The organism is Pectobacterium sp. S5, from assembly GCF_051707265.1.
Classification (GTDB): Bacteria; Pseudomonadota; Gammaproteobacteria; order Enterobacterales; family Enterobacteriaceae; genus Pectobacterium; species Pectobacterium polare.
In genome coordinates, this window is the sequence record NZ_JAULSZ010000001.1 from 1,698,792 (window position 1) to 1,716,386 (window position 17,595).

Here is a 17,595-nt window from a genome sequence, read left to right on the forward strand (position 1 = left end):
ACCGAATGTCACAAAATGAGACTCGATAATGACGCAGCTTCCCACCGCAAAACTGACCTCGCTTAGCCTGGATGAACTCAAAAAGCTGGCAAGAGAAAAGAAGAAAACGGGCACACCCCCCTCAGGCAAAGCCATTGTTCCGCACGCGACACCCGGCAGAGTACATTTCCCGATGACCAGCGCGCAGAAGCGTATCTGGATGCTCTCCCAATACCTTGACGATAGCCAGGTCTATAATAATCCCTACGTGCTTGCTTGCAGGATCGAGCACGACATGGAGCCGCAGCGCGTACAGCAAACGCTCGACTATCTGATGCAACAACATGACATTCTGCGTACGACATTCCGGCTGGTCGATAACGACGTGTGCCAGTGCGTTGCTGACGACATGTCTTTCACATTCAGCTTTGAAGATATTTCCGCATTCAGCGAAGAAGACATTGAAAAATATGTCTCGGAGACGGCCAAGGCGAAAGGGAATATTTTTTTTGATCTGGAGAATGGCCCCTTGGTTTATCTCCATATGGTTAAAACCCATCAGTACGACTACGTTCTGTTCCTGACATTTCACCACATTATTTCCGACGGGTGGACGGTCAATGTGTTCTTCAAGATGCTCATGGAAAACTACTTTCGTCTGCTGCAGGGCGGGGCATTACCCATCGAGAAAACGCTCCAGTTCGCCGATTATGCACTGGCGGAAGATCGGTGGTATACCGAGGGCGAATACCAGACCGGGCTGGCCTACTGGGCGAAGAAGCTGGATGGCATCACAGGGCAGTTAGATCTGGCGACGGATTACCCGCGTCCGGCCAAAATGAGCACCACCGGGGGAATCGCCAGCCAGTTCTTTGATGCGTCTTTCTGCCAGCGCTTACAAACCTGTGCGACACAGCATCAGGCGACACAGTTCCACGTTATCCTCACGGCATACCAACTCCTGCTGCATAAATACAGCGGGCAGCAGGAAATCATCATCGGCGCACCGTTTGCCAACCGAAATTTACCTGCCACGCAAAACATGATGGGGCTATTCATGAATACCCTGCCATTACGTTTTGATATCGATCCTCATGCCAGTGTCGCCTCCCTGATTGAGGGCGCGCGCGCCGAGTGTGAAGAAACCTTGAGATACCAGGATGTGCCGTTCAATTATATTCTGGACAAGATTACCTATGTGCGTAATCCCCAGATCAACCCAATCTTTCAGGCAATCTTGACGTATCAGGTCTTCCCCCATTTTCACAGCAGCCATGGCGGGTTCAAATATAAGCCGTTAAAAGTGGATTACGGCACCGCAAAACTGGATCTGAACTTATGGGTAGAAGAAGACAAGGATAGCGACGGCCTGCTGTTCACCATGAACTACAGCAGCGCATTATTTTCCAGCGACACCATCCAGCGCATGCTGAACGATCTGCGGACGGTTCTTGAAACCTTAATCGCCCAGCCGCAGTTAACCGTCCGGGATATCTCACTGTTAAGCGACGAAGAACGCCGTGCGACAATCGCAAAATGCCGCCCGACCGCTAACACATTCCCGCCTGCGGTTCATCGGCAGTTTGAACAACAGGCACAGCAACATCCCGACGCCATCGCAGTTCGCTGTGAAGGCCGCTCGTTCAGCTATGTTCAGCTCAATGAACGGGCAAACCAGCTGGCTCATCAGCTCCAGAAAGATGGCATTGCTCATGGCGAGTGTGTCGCGCTGTTCATGCCGAAAAGCGAGTATTACGTCGTCGCGATTCTGGCCGTGTTAAAAGCAGGCGGATGCTATGTTCCGATCGATATCGATCTCCCTGAACAACAGGTTGAGTTCATCCTGCAAAACTCCGCCGCCCGCTGTGTCATCATCGACGAACAGGCACCCGGTAACAGGCTCCCCTGCCTCTACGTAAGACAAAATCGCAGTATGATGCCGGTAAGCAATCCATCGCCGCCACAGGTTACGGATGGCCCGGCTTACATCATTTATACCTCGGGCAGTACCGGCAAACCGAAAGGCGTCCGTGTCAAACACTCACAGCTTAGCCACTACTGTCAGGCCATTCGGCCCGTGCTCAACCTGCCGCCCGATGCCCGCTACGGCATGTTTTCATCCTTCACAACTGATTTGGCACACACGGTACTGTTCCCCGCGCTGATTCATCAGGGTCAGTTAGACGTGATCAGCACGGAATTACTCCGCTCCCCACAGGAGCTGTTCGCTTATCTGGCGCAATACCCGGTCGATTGCATAAAGATTACGCCGTCGCATTTAGCGACGTTATTGACGTCACCGCAGGCTGAAGCGCTGTTGCCTCGCCAGTTATTGGTTATCGGCGGAGAACGCGTTCCTCTGTCACTCATCAGGCGCGTACGCGAGTTCCGAACATCTTGCCGCATCCTCAATCATTATGGCCCAACCGAATGCACCGTCGGCGTCACCACCTATCCGGTGCCGGACGATCTCAGCCTCCTTTCAGACGACTATTTGCCCATCGGTAAGCCGCTGTCCGATAGCCATGTTCTGCTGCTTGATGCTTATCACCAGCTCGTTCCAGCTGGCTTACCGGGCGAAATTTATCTGGGCGGCTCGCATGTCGCAGAAGGGTACATCGGCCTGCCAGATCAAAATAACGCACGCTTTATTCCTCACCCTTACCTTGAAGGCGAGCGGCTTTATCGCAGTGGTGACAAAGGCCGTTTCCTGCCTGATGGCAATCTTGAATTTATGGGGCGTTTGGATCGTCAGGTTAAAGTGCGCGGCTACCGTGTTGAGCTGACGGAGATCGAACAGGCATTACAACAGGTGGCTAATGCGACTCACGTTGCTATTAAACAAAACACGCTGCCCAACGGGGAAACCGTCTTAACCGCGTACCTGTGCGGCATTGATGAACCCAGTCAGTCCACAGTAAAAACAGCGCTGCAAAAAAAACTGCCAGACTATATGCAACCAGAACGCTGGGTATGGCTAGACGCGATGCCATTAACCGCCAGCGGTAAGATAAATTATGCTGCATTACCCCTGCCCCCAGCAGAAAAGCGCGTAGCATTCCATGCCCCGGAAAATCAGCGTGAACACGACCTGCATGAAATTTATCGCGACATTTTACAAAGCGAGACGATTGATACGCAGGAGAGCTTCTTTACCCTTGGCGGGAATTCTCTCAGCGCATTAAAGCTCATCCTGAGCGTTAATCAGCATTTTGGGACATCCCTGTCTCTGGGGCAACTGTTCGAAAACAGCAGCATTGCCCAGTTGGCCCGCGTGATTGAAGAAAAGGGATCGCAGACTCAAGCAGCAAGGGTGACGATCAATCGTGGGCAGCCTGAAGATAACCCCACTTTGCTTCTGATCCATCCAGCAGGCGGTAACGTGCTGTGCTATTCCGGGCTGGCGCGTGAATTGGGCGAGCGCTATCCGATCTATGGCATCCAAGTGCCCGATTTCAGTGTTAACCAACCTTATAACGCAGATATCAAAGCGCTTGCCGCTTTCTATCTCGCAGAAGCTGGCGACATCGTTCATCACTCTCGTCTGGTACTCGGAGGATGGTCTCTCGGCGCAACTATCGCTTTTGAAATGGCGCAGCAGCTCGCGAAAAAAGGCATAACACCGACGGTGTTAGTGCTGGACCAGCCTGCGCCAGAGATCAACATCGACGGCTCAGCAGACATGAACGAGGCTGAACGTCTGGCGTACTTTGCGCATAAAGTGGCTTTGTTTACCGGTGCATCTTTCGATCTTTCGGAGCAGTCGCTTGCAGACATGAGCAATGCTCAACGAACGTCGCGCTTTCTGGCTGAATTTAAACGTGTGGGGCTGGTTCCTGAATCGATTGGGCCTGAAGCATTTCAGGACTTTATCAATATCCTGCAAACCCATATCTATGCGACGGACGCTTACCGTGGCGAACGCTACTCAGGTGATGTGTTGGTCGTCGAAGCGGAAGATATTTTACCCGGTCGTATCCGCCTGCCAGAGTCGGGACTGGGGTGGCGTCGCCTCACTTCAGGTTGCCTGACGGTACTGCCGACGTCCGGCGATCATATCTCAATGATGAACGCACCGCACATTTCCCGCATAGCCGAACAGCTCAAAAAAGTATGGCAATAACACATTCGCCGTCTGCGGTTTCAAACGCAGAACGGCGATTTTATGACGTAAGTGAGGAGAAAACATGGGCCATCCCCCGTCATTAACCGTCTGGCGATATCTGGTATCGCGCGATGCACTTCTGACCATCATCATACCGGTCGTTATTTATAACATCGCATTTTTACAATGGGGGGCTGGCGTCGCGCTGTTAATAACCGCGATCTATTCCGGTGTACTGCAACTCATCAGCCGTTGGCAAGGTTATCTGCCCATCATTGCTCTCATCCTGGTATCGGGGCTTAGCCACTACCTTTATCTGGAAGGCGTCATCCTGTTTGATATCCATCAAGAGAGCGTCTTTTTGTCGGTCAGCGGCGCGCTTTCAACCGTGATTATTTTTACCTTTTACAGCATCAAGGGGCGTCCGGTCATACAAACATTGGCGGAACAAGCTACGCCAGCGCTTAAGACACTCCCCGTTTATGGCACACCGCAGTACGTCCGAGTCTGGAACGAGGTATCACTGGTCTGGATTCTGGTTTATCTGGTGAAAGCCATCATTGTCTACCTCCTTTCCCGCCAGCCTGATTTGCCGATGGATATGCTTGTCCTCATCAGCGGATGGCCGCTTACGCTACTGCTGGTGATCTTCAGTTTCCGGTGGCCAAAGCATCGCTGGTCCTCACACGCACACGATAACGCTGCCTGATCAGCGCTGCAGGCAGTGCATAACATAATGAATGCTAAATATAGGGAATATTATGAATCCGTTAGAAAACAAGCTGATTGTACTGAATCGTCATCCTGATGGTCCTGCACAGTTAGAGGATTTCAGGCTCGAAGAACGCCATATCAATGCACTACAGCCCGGCGAATATCTGGTTGAAAACAAATGGCTATCCATTGACCTTTATACACGCCCACGGCTTAACAAGAACACAGCCTATGTGAGCCCGATCAAACAGGGAGAAGTGATTCAGGGCGAAACGGTAGGCTACGTCGTGGCAACGAAGAATCCACACTTTAGGGTTGGAGATTGTGTGTTCACCTTTTCAGGTTGGCAGAAATACTATGTCGGTACGCCTCAGGATTTTATTACACATCGCCTGCCGCCAACGGCATTGTCACCCTCTATTTTTCTCAGCGTGGTCGGCACACCGGGACGTTCCGCTTATTTTGGCATGAACAAAATTGCCAAACCCAAAGCGGGAGAAACGCTGGTGGTATCCGCCGCGTCAGGGGGCGTAGGTTCCGTCGTCGGTCAGTTAGGTAAACAGGCAGGATGTCGGGTTGTCGGTCTGGCTGGAAGCGAAGAGAAATGCCGCTATGTCGTTGAGACATTAGGCTTTGACGCCTGTATTAATTATAAAGAAGATGACTTGAATCACGCCTTACGAGCTGCCTGCCCTAACGGGATTGATATCTATTTTGAAAACGTTGGCGGCAGAATTTCACTTTTCGTTGCCAAACTGCTTAACGAAGGCGCAAGAGTCCCCGTCTGTGGCAGTGCGGCACAATACAATCAGGATCCTGACGTTGATGCTTCCAGCACGGTAGCATTTTTCTCTTCTCTGCCCGATGCCCCGCTAAGCCGCTTTTTTCTTGTGACAGAATGGTTCAAAGACTATGCGGAAGCAAACATCTGGCTATTGGATGCTGTGGAGAAAGAGCGGTTAAAGTACCGAGAAAACATTATTGAGGGAATAGAGAATGCGCCTCAAGCCTTTATCGACTTATTAGACAGCAAGCACTTTGGCAAACAGTTGGTGCGCCTGTAAGGCAGAGACCATAAATTAAAGACAAAAAAATAGACGCCTATTGACGTCTATTTTTTATGTTGGTACCGAGGACGGGACTTGAACCCGTAAGCCCAATCGGGCACTACCACCTCAAGGTAGCGTGTCTACCAATTCCACCACCACGGCATCACAATTACTGCTTTAAAACGCTTACTTCGGAATGTCACTCGCCGGCGTTGAAGGCGCAGCAGGCGTTATCGTCTGCTCTGCTTTTTCTGGCTGGTTCAGGTTGTCCCATGTTCCGCCTCTTTTCTGCAGCGAACTTAAGTTGCCCAGAATGAGACTGATAATGAAGAACAGAGTTGCCAGTATCGCTGTCATGCGGGTCATGAAATTACCAGAGCCGCTCGAACCGAACAAAGTTGCAGAAGCACCTGCTCCGAACGAGGCCCCCATATCAGCACCTTTACCCTGCTGAAGCATGATCAAGACAACAAGCCCGATCGATACTAACAGGAAAATCACTAATAGAGCTTCGTACATAGTCGTACCCGTTAACCGTTTTCCCCATGATTCATGGAGATGCTATATTCTGGCGGTAAACCGCGTGTCATTCCGCTAAGCAGGATGTAGAACATCCCTTATCAAGCGGGTCTGAATACTAACCAAAGGATGTAGCGTACGCAAGGGTAATTTAGTCACCACAGGTTGATTGCAGAAAAAAACAGCGGCTTTCGACGCAAGAGACCTATCGAAAGCCTTATCTACCTGATTGGCGAATCAAAAACGCTCTCAGCCGGCCGCTTTCACCGCATCGGCAATACGATTCGCCAACGCGATTACCGTCTCTTCGCGTTCACCCTCAACCATGACGCGGATGAGTGGCTCAGTGCCGGATTTACGCAGCAATACTCGCCCGCGTCCAGCCAATTCTTTTTCCACATCCTGCGTAATCTGCTGCACGTTTTTGTCTTCCAGCGGATCGTGTTCACCCGTAAATCGCACATTGACCAAAATCTGTGGAAACAGCTTCATACCGCTGCATAAATCATGCAGGCTCATATGGTTTTTCACTATCGCGGTAAGGACTTGCAAACCGGCAATCACACCGTCGCCCGTCGTGGTTTTGTCCAGCAGAATCACATGACCGGAGTTTTCTGCCCCGATGCGCCAGCCTTTTGCCTGCATCATTTCTAATACATAGCGGTCACCCACTTTGGCACGAGCAAACGGGATACCCAGCTGCTTTAACGCAACCTCAAGCCCCATGTTACTCATCAGCGTGCCAACAGCGCCACCACGTAGTTGCCCTTGGCGTAGACCTTCGCGAGCAATAATATACAGAATCTGATCGCCATCGACCTTGTTGCCTAAATGGTCGACCATGATGAGCCGATCGCCATCGCCGTCAAACGCCAGACCAACATCCGCTTTTTCAGCGAGCACGCGTGCCTGTAGCTGTCTGACGTCCGTCGCACCACATTCTTCATTGATGTTCATCCCATCAGGCTCACAGCCAATCGCGATGACTTTAGCGCCAAGCTCGCGCAGTACGCTGGGGGCGATATGATAGGTCGCACCATTGGCACAATCGACGACTATCTTTAAACCATTAAGGCTCAGCTCGCTCGGGAACGTTCCCTTGCAAAATTCGATGTAGCGTCCGGCAGCGTCAACAATGCGGCTGGCTTTGCCTAATTCAGCAGACTCAACACACGTCAGCGGTTTTTCCAGTTCAGCTTCGATTGCTTCTTCTACGTCATCCGGCAGCTTGGTGCCGTCAATTGAGAAGAATTTAATGCCGTTGTCGTAATACGGGTTGTGAGAAGCAGAAATCACGATACCCGCTTCAGCACGGAACGTACGGGTCAGATAAGCAACCGCAGGCGTCGGCATCGGGCCGGTAAAAGAAGCGGACAAACCCGCAGCCGCCAGCCCAGCTTCCAGCGCAGACTCCAGCATATAGCCAGAAATACGGGTATCTTTGCCGATAATAATCTTACGAGAACCATGTCGCGCGAGAACTTTCCCAGCAGCCCAACCCAGCTTAAGCACAAAATCAGGGGTAATCGGCGTATCACCAACCTTGCCACGTACGCCATCGGTACCAAAATATTTGCGGTTACTCATCTCGTTTTTATTCCTTCGCAGAAAGGGTGGCCTCAACAATGCGCATGGCATCAGCCGTTTCTTTAACATCGTGCACGCGAATAATCTGTGCTCCCTGCATCGCCGCGATCACTGCGCAGGCGATGCTGCCATGAACACGCTGCGCAGGCGGTACGTTGAGGATCTGTCCAATCATGGATTTCCTCGACATGCCAACCAGAAGAGGCAGTTCAAAACGATGTAACTCGCTCAAGCGAGCCAGAAGCGCATAATTATGGGCAAGATTCTTACCGAATCCGAACCCAGGATCCAGCAATAGCTTACTTTTCGGAATATTGGCGTTCACACAGCGATCAATCTGCTGCTGCAAGAAATCGCCAATGTCCTGCATAAGATCATCATAGTGCGGTTTGTGCTGCATGGTTCTCGGCATACCCTGCATGTGCATTAGGCATACTGGCAAACCTGTAGCCGCTGCCGCCTCCAGAGCACCGGGCTCTTGCAAAGCGCGGATATCATTAATCAGATGTGCTCCCGCCTGCGCCGATGCCGTCATCACTTCCGGCTTTGACGTATCGACCGATATCCATACGTCAAAGCGTTTAGCAATGGCTTCAACCACAGGCACTACACGGTCTAGCTCTTCTTCCGTACTAACTTCAGCCGCACCGGGACGCGTCGATTCACCGCCAATATCAATCAGGGTCGCACCCGCGTTAACCATCTCCTGAACGTGCAGTAATGCCGCATCGAGCTTGTTGTGTTTACCACCATCGGAAAAAGAGTCCGGCGTGACGTTAAGAATACCCATGATGTGTGGGCAGGAAAGATCCAGCGTTGAATCTCTGGCAACCAGCTGCATGATTTACCTCCGCATTCTGGTGTAGTTAGCATGAAATGTGATTCGAAGAACACTCCCAGTAAAAAACCCCAGCCTGAGCTGGGGTTTCGTAAGTTACAGATGTCAATTGCAGGCGAATTATTTGTCGTCCACTTGCTCAGACATTGTATTACCAGGATTAGGTGTCTGCGGCTCATCTACTGGTGTAGGGGCTTTAGGTGTACCGCCACCGTTGCCAGCATCGTTGTCAGAACGAGACTCTTCCCAACCTGCTGGTGGACGAACGTCTTTCTTACGTCCCATCAGGTCATCGATCTGCGGCGCATCAATGGTTTCATACTTCATCAATGCATCTTTCATTGAGTGAAGAATGTCCATGTTTGCCATCAACAGTTCGCGAGCACGCACGTAGTTACGTTCAACCAGAGATTTTACTTCCTGATCGATGATACGCGCCGTCTCATCTGACATGTGTTTAGCTTTTGCCACAGAACGACCGAGGAAGACTTCACCTTCTTCTTCCGCATAAAGCAATGGGCCCAGTTTTTCGGAGAAGCCCCACTGCGTCACCATGTTACGAGCAATCGACGTTGCAACCTTGATATCATTGGACGCGCCTGTCGAAACATGTTCCACGCCATAAATAATTTCTTCGGCCAGTCGACCGCCGTACAGCGTAGAGATCTGGCTTTCCAGCTTCTGACGGCTAGCGCTGATCGCATCGCCTTCAGGCAGGAAGAACGTCACACCCAGTGCACGGCCACGCGGAATGATCGTCACTTTATGGACCGGATCGTGCTCTGGCACCAGACGACCAATGATCGCATGCCCAGCTTCATGATACGCCGTCGATTCTTTCTGCTTCTCAGTCATTACCATGGAACGGCGCTCTGCACCCATCATGATTTTGTCTTTAGCTTTCTCAAACTCGACCATCGAAACAACGCGTTTGTTACCACGAGCGGAGAACAATGCAGCTTCGTTAACTAGGTTAGCCAAATCTGCACCAGAGAAGCCTGGCGTACCACGTGCAATCACTGACGCATCGATATCTGGAGACAGCGGCACGCGACGCATGTGAACTTTCAGAATCTGTTCACGACCGCGAACATCCGGCAGACCAACCACAACCTGACGGTCAAAACGACCTGGACGCAGCAACGCGGGGTCAAGAACATCAGGACGGTTAGTTGCCGCGATGACAATAATGCCCTCGTTGCCTTCAAAGCCATCCATCTCAACCAGCATTTGGTTCAGCGTTTGTTCACGTTCATCGTGACCACCGCCCAAACCTGCGCCACGCTGACGGCCAACGGCGTCGATTTCATCGATAAAGATGATACAAGGCGCAGCTTTCTTCGCCTGTTCGAACATGTCACGGACACGAGAAGCACCGACACCGACAAACATTTCAACGAAGTCAGAACCGGAAATCGTAAAGAAAGGCACTTTTGCTTCACCGGCAATCGCTTTTGCCAGCAGCGTTTTACCTGTTCCCGGCGGGCCGACCATCAGAATGCCTTTCGGAATTTTACCGCCCAGTTTCTGGAAACGGCTAGGTTCGCGCAGGTACTCGACCAGTTCGCTAACCTCTTCCTTCGCTTCGTCACAACCCGCTACATCAGCAAACGTCGTCTTGATCTGATCTTCAGTCAACATACGCGCTTTGCTCTTGCCGAAGGACATAGCGCCTTTACCGCCGCCGCCTTGCATTTGACGCATGAAGAAGATCCAGACGCCAATCAGTAACAGCATCGGGAACCAAGAAATAAAGATAGAAGCCAGCAAGCTCGGTTCTTCCGGCGGCTCACCAACGACTTTCACGTTCTTCGTTAGCAGGTTATCCAGTAGCTTGGGGTCATTGACAGGAATGTAAGTCGTGTATCTGTTGCTGTCTTTTTTGATAACACTGATCTCACGCCCGTTAATACGTGCTTCACGGACCTGATCCTGATTCACTTCAGTCAAGAAGGTTGAATAATCCACCCTACGGCCATTCGACTCGCTGGGCCCAAAGCTCTGGAAAACAGACATCAGCACAACTGCGATGACTAACCAGAGAATTAGGTTTTTCGCCATGTCACTCAAGGGATTAACCTCATATTACAACTGTGTTAAAAAACAGCGTTAGGGTACTACAGTTTGCGCCCTGTCGCTACAATATACACTTCACGAGACCGGGCACGTGAGGCGTCTGGTTTACGAATTTTCACTTTCGTAAACAGGGAGCGAATTTCCCGCAGGTATTCATCAAAACCTTCTCCCTGAAACACTTTCACCAGGAAACTTCCGCCTGGTGCTAATACATCCCGACACATACCAAGTGCTAATTCAACCAGATACATCGACTTCGGAATATCAACGGCTGGTGTACCACTCATGTTAGGGGCCATGTCAGACATCACCACCTGAACTTTGCTATCGCCAACCCTTTCGAGCAAGGCTTTGAGGACCAGTTCATCACGAAAGTCCCCTTGCAGGAAATCGACGCCAACAATCGGATCCATCGGTAAAATATCACACGCGATAATTCGACCATTTCCACCTATTTGCGTGACCACATACTGTGACCAGCCACCAGGTGCCGCGCCTAAATCCACAACGGTCATACCGGGTTTAAACAGTTTGTCGCCTTGCTGTATTTCGTCAAGTTTAAACCAAGCACGTGAACGCAGCCCTTTTTTCTGGGCCTGCAGCACATATTTATCGCTAAAGTGTTCCTGCAACCAGCGACTGGAACTTGCAGAACGCTTTTTATTCGCCATCGATTTTCCAACTATTCTCAGTAACACGCTCGTGGTGGGGAGAAACTTCTCACATATTACCAATCAGAGCAGTCAAATTGGTTATAATCATGAGATGGCGGTAGAATGACCCGTTTTCAATCCCAACCTAAGTAAAAAAGACAATGAACCTAAGTAATAAACAAAAACAACACCTGAAAGGCTTGGCACATCCGCTAAAACCGGTTGTCATGCTGGGCAATAACGGTCTCACCGAAGGTGTTCTGGCTGAGATCGAACAAGCATTGGCACATCACGAGCTGATCAAGATAAAAGTAGCGACCGAAGATCGCGAAACCAAGGCCTTGATCGTGGAGGCAATTGTTCGTGAAACGGGTGCCGCTAACGTTCAGGTTATCGGCCATACGTTGGTGCTCTACCGGCCTGCAAAAGAACGTAAAATTGTGTTACCACGATAACACTTTTTATTTCAGGATACTCGGTTTTAACGGAAAGGTGCCATGCCTATCGGTTAGAGAAAAGGCCGCAAGCGGCCTTTTTCTTTTCTTTACAATTTTTGCTGTTTTAATCAACAATCCAGCAAAATTTATAGATATTCGACCTTCAGGATCTCATATTCCACGTCGCCGCCCGGCGTACGGATGACCACAACGTCATCTTGCTCTTTGCCGATCAGGCCACGCGCGATAGGGGAGTTCACAGAGATCAGATTCTGTTTAAAATCCGCTTCGTCATCGCCAACAATCCGATAGGTTTGCTCTTCTTCGTTATCCAGATTCATCACCGTCACGGTCGCGCCAAAAATAACACGCCCGTTGTTCGCTGACATTTTCGTGACATCGATAACCTGTGCGTTAGACAGTTTTGCTTCAATGTCTTGGATACGTCCTTCACAAAAGCCCTGCTGCTCGCGTGCGGCATGATATTCTGCATTTTCTTTCAGATCGCCGTGCTCACGCGCTTCGGCAATCGCGGCAATAATTTCAGGTCGACGCACAGATTTCAGGTGGTCAAGCTCTTCGCGCAATTTTTCAGCGCCACGCAACGTCATCGGAAATTGTTTCATATTGTCTATACCTCTAAAAAAGTCCGTAAGACTCAAATAATCGTCATCCTGACGCGCTAAAAATCAAAGGCGACGGAGTCTCTGCAACGTGTCTGTCCTCACTGGACATAAAACAAAAGCAACCAGCCCCGGAACAAAATTTCCAGGCTAGCAGCGGTTTTGCATTTTGATACGTATTTTACCCCAGAGTTCAATGAGGGTCATCGTTTACTTTAGACCTTATTGCGCCGTAGTATGACCACACGTTACCCCGTTATTAGCTGAGATTATGCGTTTTTCATCGATTGTTACCGGACTTGCCTGCGCTTTTGTTCTGCATGCCAATGCAGCTTCTGTTGAGGATCATCGCCAATATTTACCCGATGGTGCCAATTTGGCGCTATTGGTACAAAAAGTTGGCGCAACAACACCCAGTATGGCCTTCAATAGCCAGCAAATGGCGCTTCCGGCCAGTACGCAAAAGGTGATAACCGCATTAGCTGCATTACTACAGTTGGGTCCAGATTATCGATTCATCACCACGATGGAAAGCCACGGGCCTGTCACCAGCGGTATTCTGAACGGTAATCTCATCGTTCGGTTTAGCGGCGATCCTACGCTTAAGCGCCAGCAAATACGCAATATGGTGCAGGAATTAAGAAAGCGCGGGATACAGGAAATCTCAGGTGATGTGCTGATCGACACCTCAGTGTTCGCCAGTCACGATAAAGCGCCAGGCTGGCCCTGGAACGACATGACACAGTGTTTCAGCGCCCCGCCGGGGGCTGCAATTGTCGATCGCAACTGCTTCTCCGTCTCGCTCTACAGTGCGCCTAAAGCGGGTGATAATGCGTTTATCCGCGTTGCATCCTATTATCCGGTGCAAATGTTCAGCGAAGTCCGCACGCTGGCTAAAGGCTCAGCCGATGCCCAATATTGCGAATTGGATGTGGTACCCGGGGAATTAAATCGCTTTACGCTTACAGGTTGTCTGGTTCAGCGCACAGAGCCGCTTCCGCTGGCATTCGCGATTCAGGATGGCGCCAGCTATGCCGGTGCTATCGTTAAAGATGAGCTACAGCAGGCAGATATTCGTATTAAAGGCAGCCTTCGCCGCCAGACGCAGCCAGGTCCAGCAGGAAGCGTACTGGCCCAGACACAATCGCCTCCGCTGCACGACCTGCTCACTATCATGCTGAAAAAATCAGACAACATGATTGCCGATACGGTCTTTCGTACTATTGGGCACGAGCGTTTTAGCGTACCAGGAACATGGCGCGCTGGCGCTGATGCCGTGCGACAAATTCTGCGCCAGAAGGCAGGTGTCGATTTAGGAAACAGCATTGTGGTGGATGGTTCAGGCCTGTCACGACATAACCTGATTTCACCGGAAACGATGATGCAGGTCTTGCAGTACATCGCACAGCACGATAATGAACTGAATTACATCACGATGCTTCCGCTTTCAGGTTATGACGGCACGCTGCGTTATCGTGGCGGCCTGCATGAAGCTGGCGTCGATGGCAAGGTTTCGGCTAAAACCGGGGCATTGCAGGGCGTATATAATCTGGCAGGCTTCATTACTACCGCGAGCGGGCAGCGCATGGCATTCGTCCAGTTCCTGTCCGGCTATGCCGTGCCGCCAGAAGACCAGCGCGCACGTCGTGTCCCTCTGGTGAGATTTGAAAGTCGTCTCTACAAAGATATTTATCAGAGTAATTAAAATAACAACGCGGCCTTACTTTGAGGGTAAGGCCGCGTTGGCGAGATCTGACTAGCAGGAGAACGAATTATTTTTGATAGATGATCTCAACACCTTCATCATCTTCATCGTCCCAGTCATCATCCCACTCTTCTTCGGCTTCTTTTTCTACTTCTGCCAGTTGTTCACGGTGATAATCATCCCACATGAACTCCACTTTTTCCGGCGCGCTTTCAGCGATTGCCGTCATTTTCGGATTGGCTTTCAGGAAGTTCATCACGTCCCAGCAAAGTGGGTTGACGCCTTCACGGTTCGCCGCAGAAATCAGATAGTATTTATCATCCCAGCCAAGCGCGGCCGCAATCTCTTTGGCACGTTTTTCCGCTTCAGCCTTATCGATCAAGTCAACCTTGTTGAAAACCAACCAACGCGGTTTTTCTGCCAAGCCAGCACCATACTGCTCTAACTCGTTGATAATGATCTTGGCATTTTCAATCGGATCTGACTCATCAATCGGTGCCAGATCAACCAAATGCAGCAGAACACGGCAGCGTTCAAGGTGTTTCAGGAAACGAATCCCCAGACCAGCACCGTCAGACGCACCTTCAATCAGACCTGGGATATCCGCTACAACAAAGCTCTGCTCACTATCCATACGGACCACACCAAGGCTCGGCACCAAGGTGGTGAACGGATAATCGGCCACTTTCGGCTTCGCTGCTGATACTGCGCGGATAAAGGTCGATTTACCTGCGTTAGGCAGGCCAAGCATTCCCACGTCAGCCAGCAACAGCAGTTCCAGCGTCAGCTCACGCTCTTCGCCTTTTGTACCATTGGTTTTTTGACGCGGAGCACGGTTGACTGACGATTTAAAACGCGAGTTACCCAAACCATGCCAGCCGCCTTTCGCGACCATCAGGTTCTGTTGATGGCGAGTCATATCGCCCAGTACTTCGCCCGTTCCCTGATCAAGAACACGGGTACCGACAGGAACTTTAATCGTAATATCTTTACCGCGTTTACCCGTACAGTCGCGACTTTGCCCGTTTTGTCCACGCTCAGCGCGGAAAGATTTTTCAAAACGATAGTCGATCAACGTGTTCAGGTTTTCGTCTGCCAGCAGGTAAACGTCACCGCCATCCCCGCCGTCACCGCCGTCTGGGCCACCGTTAGGAATATATTTTTCACGACGAAAGCTGACACAACCGTTACCGCCATCGCCTGCCACAACGAGAATTGTGGCTTCATCTACAAACTTCATTGATTCTCTCCGCAAAAAACCAATAGAGAATATCTACGTGTTTTAGGCTTGTTATTGGTTCTTCTTGGCGTAACTTTTTGATTTTAAGGCATGTAGCGTATTTCTACTTACCATTAAAAAACTGACGCACCAGAACGCATTCCAGCAAAGGAGCGGATTGTACCTGCCCGCTCCAATAATTTCATCTGTATTAAAAATAAACAACACATGCAGACTGTCAAAAAATAGCTGTGACCGCTGCAATACGTTTTCTCTTAAGCTATTTTTTTGCTACCAATGGCAGCACAGGCTCTTTCTTTCCAGGAAGGAAACGATGCCCAATAGCGGAAAACATGGCGCCAGCAACAACCACAAACGCACCGACGTAACCAATCCAATTCAATACTGGCGCAGCAAAGAAAGTCGGCCACCCTAACGCCAGCAGATCGGAAAACAGCAGCGTAAACAACGGCGTCAGCGTAATGACCGCGCTAACCTGCGACGCCTGCCAGCGAGCCATTGCTTCCGCCAGCGCACCATACCCAATCAACGTATTCGCACCGCAGAATAACAGGCAAATAAGCTGCCAGTTGCTCAGTTGAAAAATAACCTCAAGCTTGGCAAAAGGCGTAATAAAGACGACACACAGAACATATAACAAAAACAGAATCTGCTGTGATGTCAGACGTCGCAATAGAACTTTCTGCGCTACGCCATAGGATACCCATACCGCCGAGGCGCAAACACCCAGCAGCACGCCCAACGTGTAGTCTGTCAGTCGGGTAAAAATCTCAATCAGGCTGGTATTAAAGAACAGGAGCAGACCACAGATCAGCATGATCGCGCCAATGATCTGCGTGCCGCGCATCTTTTCCTTTAGGATAAGTACGCTGGCGAACATCATGCCTACAGGGGAAAGCTGCCCGATAACCTGAGACGCTGTCGGGCTCAGATATTGGAGAGACGAGCTAAAGAAAACAAAGTTGCCCAGTAGCCCAGCCGTCGCAATCAGTAGCAGAACCCACCAGCGCCGATGCCGGAAAACCCGCATTGGCGGCAACTTATTACGGGATGACAGAATAATGCCGAGTCCAATGGAAGCAATGAAAAAGCGATACCAAACAATCGTATAAGGTTCCATCACCACCAGAACCTGTTTCATGGCTATCGGTAACGCCCCCCAGCAAACAGCCGTAGTCAGCGCCAGACAAAGACCGATGCCCGTCTGTTGTTTAGTATTCATACTTATCCAGATGGTTTACTCAGAATCAGAATGTAAAAAGCCCCGCAAAGAATTGCGGGGCTTAAATCCGTCAGACCTAACGCGAAAAGTTATTCAGCAACGATGCTGATAAATTTACGGTTTTTTGGGCCTTTAACTTCAAACTGAACTTTACCATCAGTCAAAGCAAACAGAGTATGGTCTTTCCCGCAGCCAACGTTAGTTCCTGCGTGGAATTTAGTACCACGTTGACGAACGATGATGTTGCCAGCCAGTACACTTTCGCCGCCAAAACGTTTTACGCCCAGACGTTGTGCGTTAGAGTCACGACCGTTACGGGTTGAACCGCCAGCTTTCTTGTGTGCCATTTAATCCGCTCTCCTAATCTTAAGCGCTGATGCCGGTAATTTTCACGTCAGTGAACCACTGACGGTGGCCTGCTTGCTTACGGTAGTGTTTACGGCGACGGAACTTAACGATCTTCACTTTTTCGCCACGACCATGAGCAACAACTTCAGCTTTGATTTTACCGCCATCGACGAAAGGAACGCCGATTTTGATTTCTTCACCGTTAGCAACCATCAGAACTTGGTCAAACTCAACGGCTTCACCAGTTGCGATGTCCAGCTTTTCCAAGCGAACGGTTTGCCCTTCGCTTACTCGGTGTTGTTTACCACCACTTTGGAAAACTGCGTACATATAAAACTCCGCTTTCCGCGCACCCGTTAATAGGTTTCAGAGCGCGCTATAAATATTCATAATAGGGCGCGAATTCTACGCAAAAATACTGAGGATGACAAGTGCATAATCAACGGATGTGAAGAAAAAGAATACAACGTATCAACTGCCGTTTATCTCTCTCATTTTTC

The 17,595-nt window shown here is 50.3% G+C and carries 15 protein-coding genes and 1 tRNA gene; 5 read left to right on the plus strand and 11 right to left on the minus strand.

Annotated features, from left to right (window positions below):
* Positions 1-28 precede the first annotated feature (28 nt).
* From QWJ20_RS07595 to QWJ20_RS07605, 3 genes are all read left to right on the plus strand, one after another.
* A complete protein-coding gene (locus QWJ20_RS07595) occupies positions 29-4,102 on the plus strand; it encodes an amino acid adenylation domain-containing protein (protein ID WP_433992207.1) in 4,074 nt (1,357 codons plus the stop codon).
* A 64-nt stretch (positions 4,103-4,166) separates the two neighbouring features.
* A complete protein-coding gene (locus tag QWJ20_RS07600) occupies positions 4,167-4,793 on the plus strand; it encodes a hypothetical protein (RefSeq protein WP_205556636.1) in 627 nt (208 codons plus the stop codon).
* A 52-nt stretch (positions 4,794-4,845) separates the two neighbouring features.
* The gene (locus QWJ20_RS07605; protein WP_433992208.1) at positions 4,846-5,862 is read left to right on the plus strand and encodes an NADP-dependent oxidoreductase; all 1,017 of its coding nucleotides are present in this window, start codon (positions 4,846-4,848) and stop codon (positions 5,860-5,862) included.
* 60 nt (positions 5,863-5,922) lie between these two features.
* Here the strand turns inward: QWJ20_RS07605 and QWJ20_RS07610 are convergent.
* The 6 genes from QWJ20_RS07610 to rlmE form a co-directional block, all read right to left on the minus strand.
* A tRNA-Leu gene (locus QWJ20_RS07610) sits at positions 5,923-6,009 on the minus strand.
* A 24-nt stretch (positions 6,010-6,033) separates the two neighbouring features.
* A complete protein-coding gene (gene secG, locus QWJ20_RS07615; RefSeq protein ID WP_095701557.1) occupies positions 6,034-6,366 on the minus strand; it encodes a preprotein translocase subunit SecG in 333 nt (110 codons plus the stop codon).
* Between the two features lie 249 nt (positions 6,367-6,615).
* A complete protein-coding gene (gene glmM, locus QWJ20_RS07620; RefSeq protein ID WP_349987070.1) occupies positions 6,616-7,953 on the minus strand; it encodes a phosphoglucosamine mutase in 1,338 nt (445 codons plus the stop codon).
* A 7-nt stretch (positions 7,954-7,960) separates the two neighbouring features.
* Positions 7,961-8,794: a dihydropteroate synthase gene (gene folP, locus QWJ20_RS07625; RefSeq protein WP_039274140.1), complete on the minus strand. Its 834-nt coding sequence runs from the start codon at positions 8,792-8,794 to the stop codon at positions 7,961-7,963.
* Positions 8,795-8,911: 117 nt separating this feature from the next.
* A complete protein-coding gene (gene ftsH / locus QWJ20_RS07630) occupies positions 8,912-10,861 on the minus strand; it encodes an ATP-dependent zinc metalloprotease FtsH (protein ID WP_167385194.1) in 1,950 nt (649 codons plus the stop codon).
* Positions 10,862-10,908: 47 nt separating this feature from the next.
* Positions 10,909-11,538, minus strand: a complete 630-nt coding sequence (rlmE, locus tag QWJ20_RS07635; protein ID WP_095701555.1) for a 23S rRNA (uridine(2552)-2'-O)-methyltransferase RlmE — start codon at positions 11,536-11,538, stop codon at positions 10,909-10,911.
* Between the two features lie 143 nt (positions 11,539-11,681).
* On the opposite strand from rlmE, the gene yhbY reads away from it, so the two are divergent.
* A complete protein-coding gene (gene yhbY / locus QWJ20_RS07640) occupies positions 11,682-11,975 on the plus strand; it encodes a ribosome assembly RNA-binding protein YhbY (RefSeq protein WP_010283039.1) in 294 nt (97 codons plus the stop codon).
* 128 nt (positions 11,976-12,103) lie between these two features.
* Here the strand turns inward: yhbY and greA are convergent, their stop codons facing one another.
* Entirely contained in the window at positions 12,104-12,583 is a 480-nt protein-coding gene (gene greA / locus QWJ20_RS07645; RefSeq protein ID WP_095701554.1) for a transcription elongation factor GreA, read from the minus strand.
* A gap of 268 nt (positions 12,584-12,851) precedes the next feature.
* On the opposite strand from greA, the gene dacB reads away from it, so the two are divergent.
* The gene (gene dacB / locus QWJ20_RS07650; RefSeq protein ID WP_095701553.1) at positions 12,852-14,285 is read left to right on the plus strand and encodes a serine-type D-Ala-D-Ala carboxypeptidase; all 1,434 of its coding nucleotides are present in this window, start codon (positions 12,852-12,854) and stop codon (positions 14,283-14,285) included.
* Positions 14,286-14,352: 67 nt separating this feature from the next.
* Here the strand turns inward: dacB and cgtA are convergent, their stop codons facing one another.
* The 4 genes from cgtA to rplU all read right to left on the minus strand — a co-directional run bounded on the left by cgtA (position 14,353) and on the right by rplU (position 17,425).
* Positions 14,353-15,525 (minus strand): Obg family GTPase CgtA, encoded by a 1,173-nt coding sequence (gene cgtA, locus QWJ20_RS07655; RefSeq protein ID WP_039485897.1) that lies wholly within the window; start codon positions 15,523-15,525, stop codon positions 14,353-14,355.
* 259 nt (positions 15,526-15,784) lie between these two features.
* On the minus strand, positions 15,785-16,747 hold the full coding sequence (locus QWJ20_RS07660; RefSeq protein ID WP_249682766.1) for a DMT family transporter: 963 nt from the start codon (positions 16,745-16,747) through the stop codon (positions 15,785-15,787).
* An 89-nt stretch (positions 16,748-16,836) separates the two neighbouring features.
* Positions 16,837-17,094: a 50S ribosomal protein L27 gene (gene rpmA, locus QWJ20_RS07665; protein WP_005971498.1), complete on the minus strand. Its 258-nt coding sequence runs from the start codon at positions 17,092-17,094 to the stop codon at positions 16,837-16,839.
* Between the two features lie 19 nt (positions 17,095-17,113).
* Positions 17,114-17,425, minus strand: a complete 312-nt coding sequence (gene rplU / locus QWJ20_RS07670; RefSeq protein WP_010283026.1) for a 50S ribosomal protein L21 — start codon at positions 17,423-17,425, stop codon at positions 17,114-17,116.
* Positions 17,426-17,595 lie beyond the last annotated feature (170 nt).

Excerpts from the sequence above, each read along its gene's own strand:
- rpmA (WP_005971498.1), bottom strand. The coding sequence starts at position 17,094 with ATGGCACACAAGAAAGCTGGCGGTTCAACCCGTAACGGTCGTGACTCT.
- glmM (WP_349987070.1), bottom strand. The coding sequence starts at position 7,953 with ATGAGTAACCGCAAATATTTTGGTACCGATGGCGTACGTGGCAAGGTT.
- folP (WP_039274140.1), bottom strand. The coding sequence starts at position 8,794 with ATGCAGCTGGTTGCCAGAGATTCAACGCTGGATCTTTCCTGCCCACAC.
- QWJ20_RS07600 (WP_205556636.1), top strand. The coding sequence starts at position 4,167 with ATGGGCCATCCCCCGTCATTAACCGTCTGGCGATATCTGGTATCGCGC.
- yhbY (WP_010283039.1), top strand. The coding sequence starts at position 11,682 with ATGAACCTAAGTAATAAACAAAAACAACACCTGAAAGGCTTGGCACAT.
- greA (WP_095701554.1), bottom strand. The coding sequence starts at position 12,583 with ATGAAACAATTTCCGATGACGTTGCGTGGCGCTGAAAAATTGCGCGAA.
- dacB (WP_095701553.1), top strand. The coding sequence starts at position 12,852 with ATGCGTTTTTCATCGATTGTTACCGGACTTGCCTGCGCTTTTGTTCTG.
- rplU (WP_010283026.1), bottom strand. The coding sequence starts at position 17,425 with ATGTACGCAGTTTTCCAAAGTGGTGGTAAACAACACCGAGTAAGCGAA.
- cgtA (WP_039485897.1), bottom strand. The coding sequence starts at position 15,525 with ATGAAGTTTGTAGATGAAGCCACAATTCTCGTTGTGGCAGGCGATGGC.
- secG (WP_095701557.1), bottom strand. The coding sequence starts at position 6,366 with ATGTACGAAGCTCTATTAGTGATTTTCCTGTTAGTATCGATCGGGCTT.
- rlmE (WP_095701555.1), bottom strand. The coding sequence starts at position 11,538 with ATGGCGAATAAAAAGCGTTCTGCAAGTTCCAGTCGCTGGTTGCAGGAA.
- QWJ20_RS07605 (WP_433992208.1), top strand. The coding sequence starts at position 4,846 with ATGAATCCGTTAGAAAACAAGCTGATTGTACTGAATCGTCATCCTGAT.
- QWJ20_RS07660 (WP_249682766.1), bottom strand. The coding sequence starts at position 16,747 with ATGAATACTAAACAACAGACGGGCATCGGTCTTTGTCTGGCGCTGACT.
- QWJ20_RS07595 (WP_433992207.1), top strand. The coding sequence starts at position 29 with ATGACGCAGCTTCCCACCGCAAAACTGACCTCGCTTAGCCTGGATGAA.